5 protein-coding genes are annotated in these 7,057 nt (G+C 71.9%); 4 read left to right on the forward strand and 1 reads right to left on the reverse strand.

The window, feature by feature from the left end:
• The first annotated feature begins 282 nt into the window (after window positions 1-282).
• Entirely contained in the window at window positions 283-1,050 is a 768-nt protein-coding gene (locus tag ACG2DA_RS20885) for a hypothetical protein (protein WP_395258389.1), read from the forward strand.
• Here ACG2DA_RS20885 and ACG2DA_RS20890 read toward each other — a convergent pair.
• On the reverse strand, window positions 1,038-2,063 hold the full coding sequence (locus ACG2DA_RS20890; protein WP_395258391.1) for a family 16 glycosylhydrolase: 1,026 nt from the start codon (window positions 2,061-2,063) through the stop codon (window positions 1,038-1,040). The genes ACG2DA_RS20885 and ACG2DA_RS20890 overlap by 13 nt on opposite strands.
• Before the next feature lie 226 nt (window positions 2,064-2,289).
• Here ACG2DA_RS20890 and ACG2DA_RS20895 point away from each other — a divergent pair, with 226 nt between their 5' ends.
• From ACG2DA_RS20895 to ACG2DA_RS20905, 3 genes are all read left to right on the forward strand, one after another.
• Entirely contained in the window at window positions 2,290-3,045 is a 756-nt protein-coding gene (locus ACG2DA_RS20895; RefSeq protein WP_395258392.1) for a metallophosphoesterase family protein, read from the forward strand.
• Between the two features lie 192 nt (window positions 3,046-3,237).
• Complete coding sequence (gene yidC / locus ACG2DA_RS20900; protein ID WP_395258393.1) at window positions 3,238-5,712, forward strand: membrane protein insertase YidC; 2,475 nt, start codon at window positions 3,238-3,240, stop codon at window positions 5,710-5,712.
• Window positions 5,713-5,721: 9 nt separating this feature from the next.
• Complete coding sequence (locus ACG2DA_RS20905; RefSeq protein ID WP_395258394.1) at window positions 5,722-7,035, forward strand: tRNA modification GTPase; 1,314 nt, start codon at window positions 5,722-5,724, stop codon at window positions 7,033-7,035.
• Window positions 7,036-7,057: the final 22 nt, after the last annotated feature.

A 7,057-nucleotide genomic window follows, 5' to 3' on the forward strand; every position in this document is an offset into this window, starting at 1 on the left:
GCCGACTCTCGACGAGGCCCTTTTCAAACTCCCGCTCGCTCCGCTCACGGACGGCGGCAGGATGCCGCCGCTACGGGTCGTCAAGTCCTGCTTGAGCGTTCTCGCTCCGTTCTGAAACCGCAACCGGTATGTTCGCGGCCCCCTTAAAACCGCCGTCGACCCGGAAAACCCGCCTTCTCAAACATTTGCCCGAACGCCGCCGCGAACGGCGGGATCGCCCTTGTGAACTGCCGTCCATTAACAAGACTCCGAAGCGGTCCCCCTTCTCCCCCGGAGCCTGCCATGCGCGCCGTCCCGAACGACCCTCTGAACGAACCGCCGCCGCCGGAACTCGCCGCGTTCTTCGCCCTGCCTGCCGAGGCTCCGCCGCCCGATCCGGCGGCGCTGCGGGAACGGGCGGCGGAACGGCGCGCGGCGCAGCGGGAGCGGGACCGGGCGAACCTGGCGACGCTGTATTCGCCGGAGGCCCGCCGGGCGGAGCAGGCGCGGCGGGAACGGCTGCGGGCGACGCTGCGGTCCGGTGCGCTGAAGAACGTCCCGCCGTTGGGCGCGGCCGGGCCGGCGGCGGGCGGGGCCTGCCGGCCGGACCTCTGGCCGCCGCGGCCGAAACGCCCGCCGGGCGCGGCGGGCCGGCGCGGCGGGGTCTGGAGCCGGCGGCGGTTCGTCGACCTCGTGACGCGGTTCGCGGACCGCCGCGGGGCGGACTTCGGCGTGCTGGAGTTCTGCCGGTGGGCCGGCGTGGCCAGTTCGACGCTGTATCGCCACGTCGACAGTTGGCCGGCGCTGCGCGTCGCCGCCGGGCTGCCCCCCGCGATGACCGGCCCCGACCGCCGGGCCGCCACGCTGGCGGCGCTGCTGCGGGCGCTCCATCTGAACCGCGATCGCGCCCGGCCGCTCTCCGGCGCCCAACTGGCCCGGGCCGCCGGCGTAAGCCGCTCCGTCGTGAGCGCCTACGGCGGGGTGCGACACCTGCGGGAGCTGTACCGGGAATGGGCGCGGGACGGGGCCGCCGAACGAACCCCGCCCGCCGCGCGCCGCTATTCCTTCTGATACACCCGCACGTAATCCACCAGCAGCGTTTGGGGGAAGGCGTCCGCCGGGAGGCGGTCGGCCTGTTGATCGACGTGCTCGAAGAACCGGCCGTCGACGGCGACGTTGATCAACAGGTGGAACGGCGAGTCGAACGGGGCGGAGGGGTTGTCCCGGGCCGCCTCGGAGAACCATTCGTCTTTGGTGCGGGTCTGGACGAGTTCGCCGTCGACGAACCAGCGGATCGCGTCGGCGGACCACTCGACGGCGTAGGTGTGGAACGCCTCGGCGGCGTTTTCGTTCGGGAACTCGTAGGCGTGGGCGACGTATTCATTGCGGGGCCAGGCGCCGCCGAAATGCAGGGCGCCGGTCGTCTCCTCCACGGCGCTGCCGCGGGATTCGAGAATGTCGATCTCCCCGCCGGCGGCCCAGCCGCCGTAGGGGGAATCGGTCGGCAGCATCCAGACCGCCGGCCAGATTCCCTGCCCGTCCGGCATCTTCGCGCGGACCTCGAAGCGGCCGAAGGTCCACTCGGCCCGGCCGCGGGTGCGGAGGCGGGCGCTGGAATACGGCTGCGTTTTGCCGTCGCTGGTGGTGTGCGGGTCGCGGTGAACGGCGAGGTGCAGCTTGCCGTCCCGCACGAAGGCGTATTTGTCCTCCACCCGGTAGGCCTGCCGCTCGTTGTTGCCGCCGCCGAGGTTGTTCTCCTCCTTGCCCCACTTGGTGAGGTCCAGCTGATCCCCGTCGAACTCGTCCCGCCAGACCAGCGCCCAGCCGTCCGGCCGGACGACGCGGTACTCGCCGGCGGGCAGCAGGCGGGTCACGGGCTCGCCGGTCCCGCGGAGGGCCGTGTCGACGTTCTCCCAGCCGTCGCCGTCGCGGCGTTGGATCTGGTAGAGCCGGCCGTCCTCGGTGGGGAAGGAGACCTGCACGGCCGGGGCGGTCGTCGCGTCGACGACCGCCGCGGGCGAATCCCCGGCGGGATCCGCCCCCAACAGCGTCGGGGCGAGCAGCAACGAAGCGAGGGCGAACACGGGCGGACGCGCGACGGTTGGGACGGGGAACGAGCCGCCCCAAGGGACCGCACCGACCGACCGGCGACAAGCCCGTGCGGATCGGCGGGGCGGGCGGTCGAGCGGCGGGACGCCGAGGGGCGGGCGGCGGTTGTGCGTCGCGGTTCGCCCCCGTACGCTGTCTCGATTTTCGCCCGTCCCCGGGGTGTTCCGTCCTCCGTCTCCCTTCTGGCCCGAGCCCCGGTCCGTGCGCGCCATTCTCTCCGACATTCACGGGAATCTGGAGGCGCTGGAGGCCGTCCTCGCGGACATCGACGCCCTGAACGACGGCGCCGGGGTGGACGAGATTTACTGTCTCGGCGACGTGATCGGCTACGGCCCGGACCCGGCCGCCTGCATCGATCTGGTCCGCGACCGCTGCTCCCTCACCCTGCTGGGGAACCACGATCAGGCCAGCCTGTTCGACCCGGAGGGGTTCAACAAGACGGCCGAACGCGCGATCTTCTGGACCCGCCGCACCCTGGAGAGCGGCCGCGGCGCCGCGGACCGGTTCGACTTCCTCGGCGAGTTGCCCCGCACCCACGCCGAACGCGGCGACACGCTGCTGTTCGTCCACGGCAGCGCCCGCAATCCGCTGAACGAATACGTGTTCCCGGAGGACATTTATAACGGGCCGAAGATGTCCAAAATCTTCCAGCTCGTCGGGCGGCACTGCTTCCAGGGACACACGCACATCCCTGGGGTGTTCACCGAAGACCTGGACTTTCTCAGCCCGGCCGACCTGGACGGGCAGTACACGCTGGGGGCCGCCAAGGCGCTGGTGAACGTCGGCAGCGTCGGCCAACCCCGCGACGGCGACGCCCGGGCCAGCTACGTCACGCTGGAAGGCGACCGCCTGACCTTCCGCCGCGTCGAGTACGACCACCGGGTCACGGCGGAAAAGATCTACGACATTCCCGAGCTGGACAACTACCTCGGCGACCGCCTGGCCAACGGGCAGTAGCTCTCTTTCCTAAGCCGGAGCCATGGCGCCGGCTTAGGGGGTCCTTGGGGTGGATGATTCGCCCCGCTCTGCGAAGATCACCCCGACCTGGGGAAGATCCCCGCCCCCCCGGCGAAGTCTCCCCAAAGCCCCCGTCGCGGCGAAGCCCGCTTCGCCCCGCCCCCGTTCTTTCGCCCCACCCGCGTTCGCCCCGTGCCGGACACCAAACCCGCCGCCCCGCCGGAGAGCAGCCGGTTCACCCTCTGGCTGGTGACCACGCTGGCGTTGTGGGCGCTGTGGTTCGGGTTCATCCAGCCGGCGTGGTTCCCGAATCAGAACGCCGCCCCGCCGCAGCCGGTCCAGTTGAAGGACGTCGGGGAGAGCCCCCGCGGGTTCCTCGCCGACGCCGACCGGGCCGCCGCCGACCGCCCCGCGGACGCGGACGCCGACGACGCGGACGACGCCGACGAACCGCCGGCGTGGGAGCCGAACCCCCGGAAGACCGTCACCCTCGGCGGCCTCACGCCGGCGGCCGCCAGGCTGGGCTACTACACCGCGACCGAGCTGACCAGCCGCGGCGCCGCCGTGGAGCGGATCACCCTCAACGACGGCCGCTACCGGGAGTTGGCCGACCGCGACGTGCCGCTGAAGGTGATCGGCAACGGGGACGCGGTGGTTCGCACCTTCCAGACCCGCGTCGACGCCCTCGACGCGGCCCTGCGGAGCCAGGGCACGGATTCGCTCCTCGCCGATTGGGAGCTGACGCGCACCATCCCCGACCCCGACGACCCCGAGGTGCTCCAGGGGGCGACGTTCACCCTCACGGCGCCGGACGGGTCGTTCGAGGCGGTGAAGACGTACCGCCTGCGGAAGGGCGCCCCGGACGAGTCCCCGGAGGACGTGCAGCGGGAGGGCGCCCGCGACAGCGACCCCCGCGGGTACATGGTGGATATGGACCTCACCCTGCGGAATCTCTCCGCCGACCGGCGGAACGCCCGGTTCACGGTGCAGGGCCCGGTCGGCCTGCCGCTGGAGAACGAGGAAAACACCCGCAAGTTCCGCGACATCGAGTTGGCGTACTTCGAGGACGCCGGCGAGTTGGAGACGACCTACCTCTCCGCCGCGGACGCGACCGAGGCGGTGAAGAAGCTGAAGGAAAGCCTCGCCGCGGACGCGGACATCCGCCGGATCGAGGAGGAGCTGGCCAACCTGCAACGGGACTTCGAAATCGCCGAGGTGAAGGCGGAGGCCAAGCCGGATGACGCGGACGCCGCCGCCGCCCTGACCCGCCTCCAGACGCAGATCGCCGCCGCGGAGGCGGCGCTGGCCGCCCGCGAGGAGGAGCTGGCCGACGTCGGGGCGCTGGCGGAGTACCGCAAGCCGCTGCGGTACGTCGGCACGGAGGTGCAGTACTTCGCCGCCCTGCTGTTCCCCCGCACCGGGGCCTCCACGCCGGCGCCGGCCCTGGAGGACGCCGAGGACGAGGAGGGCCTGCTGCCCGGCCTGGGCGACGTCTACGACGCCCCGGTGGTCGAAAGCGCCGTCCCGCAGGTCGTCGACGAGCCGGACCCGGAGCAGACGAACCTGAACGACATTTCGATCCGTCTGACCAGCGCCCCGGTGACGGTCCCCGCCGCCGCCGGCGAGGGGGACGACCTCGAACCGGGCGAGGCGACGCGGTCCTTCACGCTGTTCGCCGGTCCGAAGCGGCTGGACCTGTTGGAGCCGCTGGGGGCCGACGAGGTGATGGACCTCGGCTGGTTCGGCGTGATCGGCGGCGGGATGCTGTGGTTCATGACCCAGCTGCACGACCTGGGCTTCCCGTACTGGCTGGCGATCATCAGCCTGACGGTCTGCGTGCGACTGCTGATGTTCCCGCTGTCCAAGCGGACGGCCCTGATGGCCGCCAAGCAGAAGGCCCTCGCCCCCAAGATCGCGGAGATTAAAAAGCGCTGCGGCGACGACGCCCAGGCCGCCGGCCGCGAGCAGTGGGCCCTGATGAACAAATACGGCGTGAACCCGCTGATGGGCTGTCTGCCGGTCTTTTTTACCATCCCGGTGTTCATCGCGCTCTATAACGCGTTATTGAACAGCGTGGACCTGCGGCTGGCGGAGTTCCTCTGGATCGACAACCTCGCCGCCCCGGACAATCTCTTCCGGCTGCCGTTCCGCATCCCCTACCTCGGCTGGTTCCTGAACATCCTGCCGGTGACGCTGGCGGCGCTGTGGTTCTTCCAGCAAAAGCTGTTCATGCCCCCGGCCCAAACGCCGGAGCAGGAGATGCAATACAAGCTGATGGGCTACATGATGCCGCTGTCGGCCCTGTTCATCTATCACCTGCCCGCCGGCTGGTGCCTGTACAGCATCGCCAGCGCCTGCTGGACGCTGACCGAGCGCAAGCTGCTGGACCGCACCCGCAACGCCCAGCTCGACCCGGACGAGGACCTGGCCCCCCGCAAGAAGGGCCCCATCGGCCGGGCGATCGGCCGGGCGACGGAGAAGCCGATGGCCCGGCTCAAGGAGAAGATCGCCGAGGCCCAGGCCGCCGCCGAGGCCGCCCAGGCGGAGGCGACGAACCAGCAGCTCAGCCGCCGCGACCGCAGTTCCAACCGCAACGCCGGCCGCCCCGGCGTGAACAGCAAAGCCGCCCGCCGGGCCGCCCGCGGCGGGAAGAAGTCCAAGCGGTAGGGCCGCTCCGTGCCCCTGCCCGACCCGGATGAACCGATCGCCGCCCCGGCGTCCGCCCCCGGCGGGGCGGCGCGGGCGCTCGTCCGCCTCAGCGGGCCGGGGACGCCGCGGTTGCTGCGCACCCTCTTCACCCCCGCCGAGCCGGCCGCCTATCCCGGCCGCGGCGCCCGGCGGTTCGAAGGGGAACTCAAGCTCGATGCCTTTCCCGCCCCGGTCCCCGCGGCGGCGCTGGTCTGGCCGACGGACCGCAGCTACACCGGCCAGCCGAGCGCCGAACTGCACCTGCCCGGGTCGCCGCCGGTGGTCGAAGCGACGCTGGCGGCGCTGCACGCGGCGGGGTTCCGGCCGGCGGGGCCGGGGGAGTTCACCCTGCGGGCCTTCCTCGCCGGGCGGATCGGGCTGACCGAGGCCGAGGCCGTGCTAGGCGTCGTCGACGCCGCCGACCCGGAGGAGCTGCACACCGCCCTCAACCAACTCTCCGGGGGCGTCTCGAACCGGCTGGCCCCGGTACGTAGCGATTTAATGGACCTCCTCGCCGACCTGGAGGCCGGCTTGGACTTCGCCGAGGAGGACGTCTCCTTCATCGAACCGGACGTGCTGCGGGAGCGGATTGAAGCCGGCCGCAGCGCCATCGCGGCGCTGGCGGCCGACGCGGCCGGCCGCAGCGTGTCGACCACGGCCCCGCGGGTCGTGCTGGCGGGGCCGCCGAACGCCGGCAAAAGCTCGTTATTCAATGCCCTGTGCGGCCGGCCGGCGGCGCTGGTCTCCCCCACGGCCGGCACCACCCGGGACGCCGTGAGCGAAACGATCCGGCTGGGCGAGGCGACGGTCGAATTGATCGACACCGCCGGCGAGGAAGCGGCCGGCGACGACCTCTCCGCCGCCGCCCAGGCCCGCCGGGCGGAGACGTTATCGACGGCGGACCTCATGCTCCACTGCGTCCCCCCGGGCGGAGCGGTCCCCGAGGAGGCCGGCCTCGTGATTTATACAAAGGCGGATCTGCGTGCCGAGGAGCCGGACGGTCCGTGCGTCTCCGCCGCGACCGGGGCGGGGCTGGCGGAACTGAAAACGGCGCTTGCCGCGGCGCTGGAGCGGGCCGAACCGCGGCGCCACCTGACCGGCGCCACCGCCGCCCGCGGCGGGGCGGCTCTCAACGAGGCCGCCGCGGCGCTGGAGGCCGCCGCGGCGACGGTCGAACTGGGGGACGAACTGGTCGCCGCCGAGTTACGGACGGCGATCGACGCCCTCGGCGAGGTGCTGGGCGTGGTTTACCATGACGATCTATTGGGCCGCATCTTCGGGCGGTTCTGCATCGGGAAGTGAAGCGGTTCCCGTGCGGCCCGTG

Source organism: Alienimonas sp. DA493 (genome assembly GCF_043951915.1).
Taxonomy (GTDB): Bacteria; Planctomycetota; Planctomycetia; order Planctomycetales; family Planctomycetaceae; genus Alienimonas.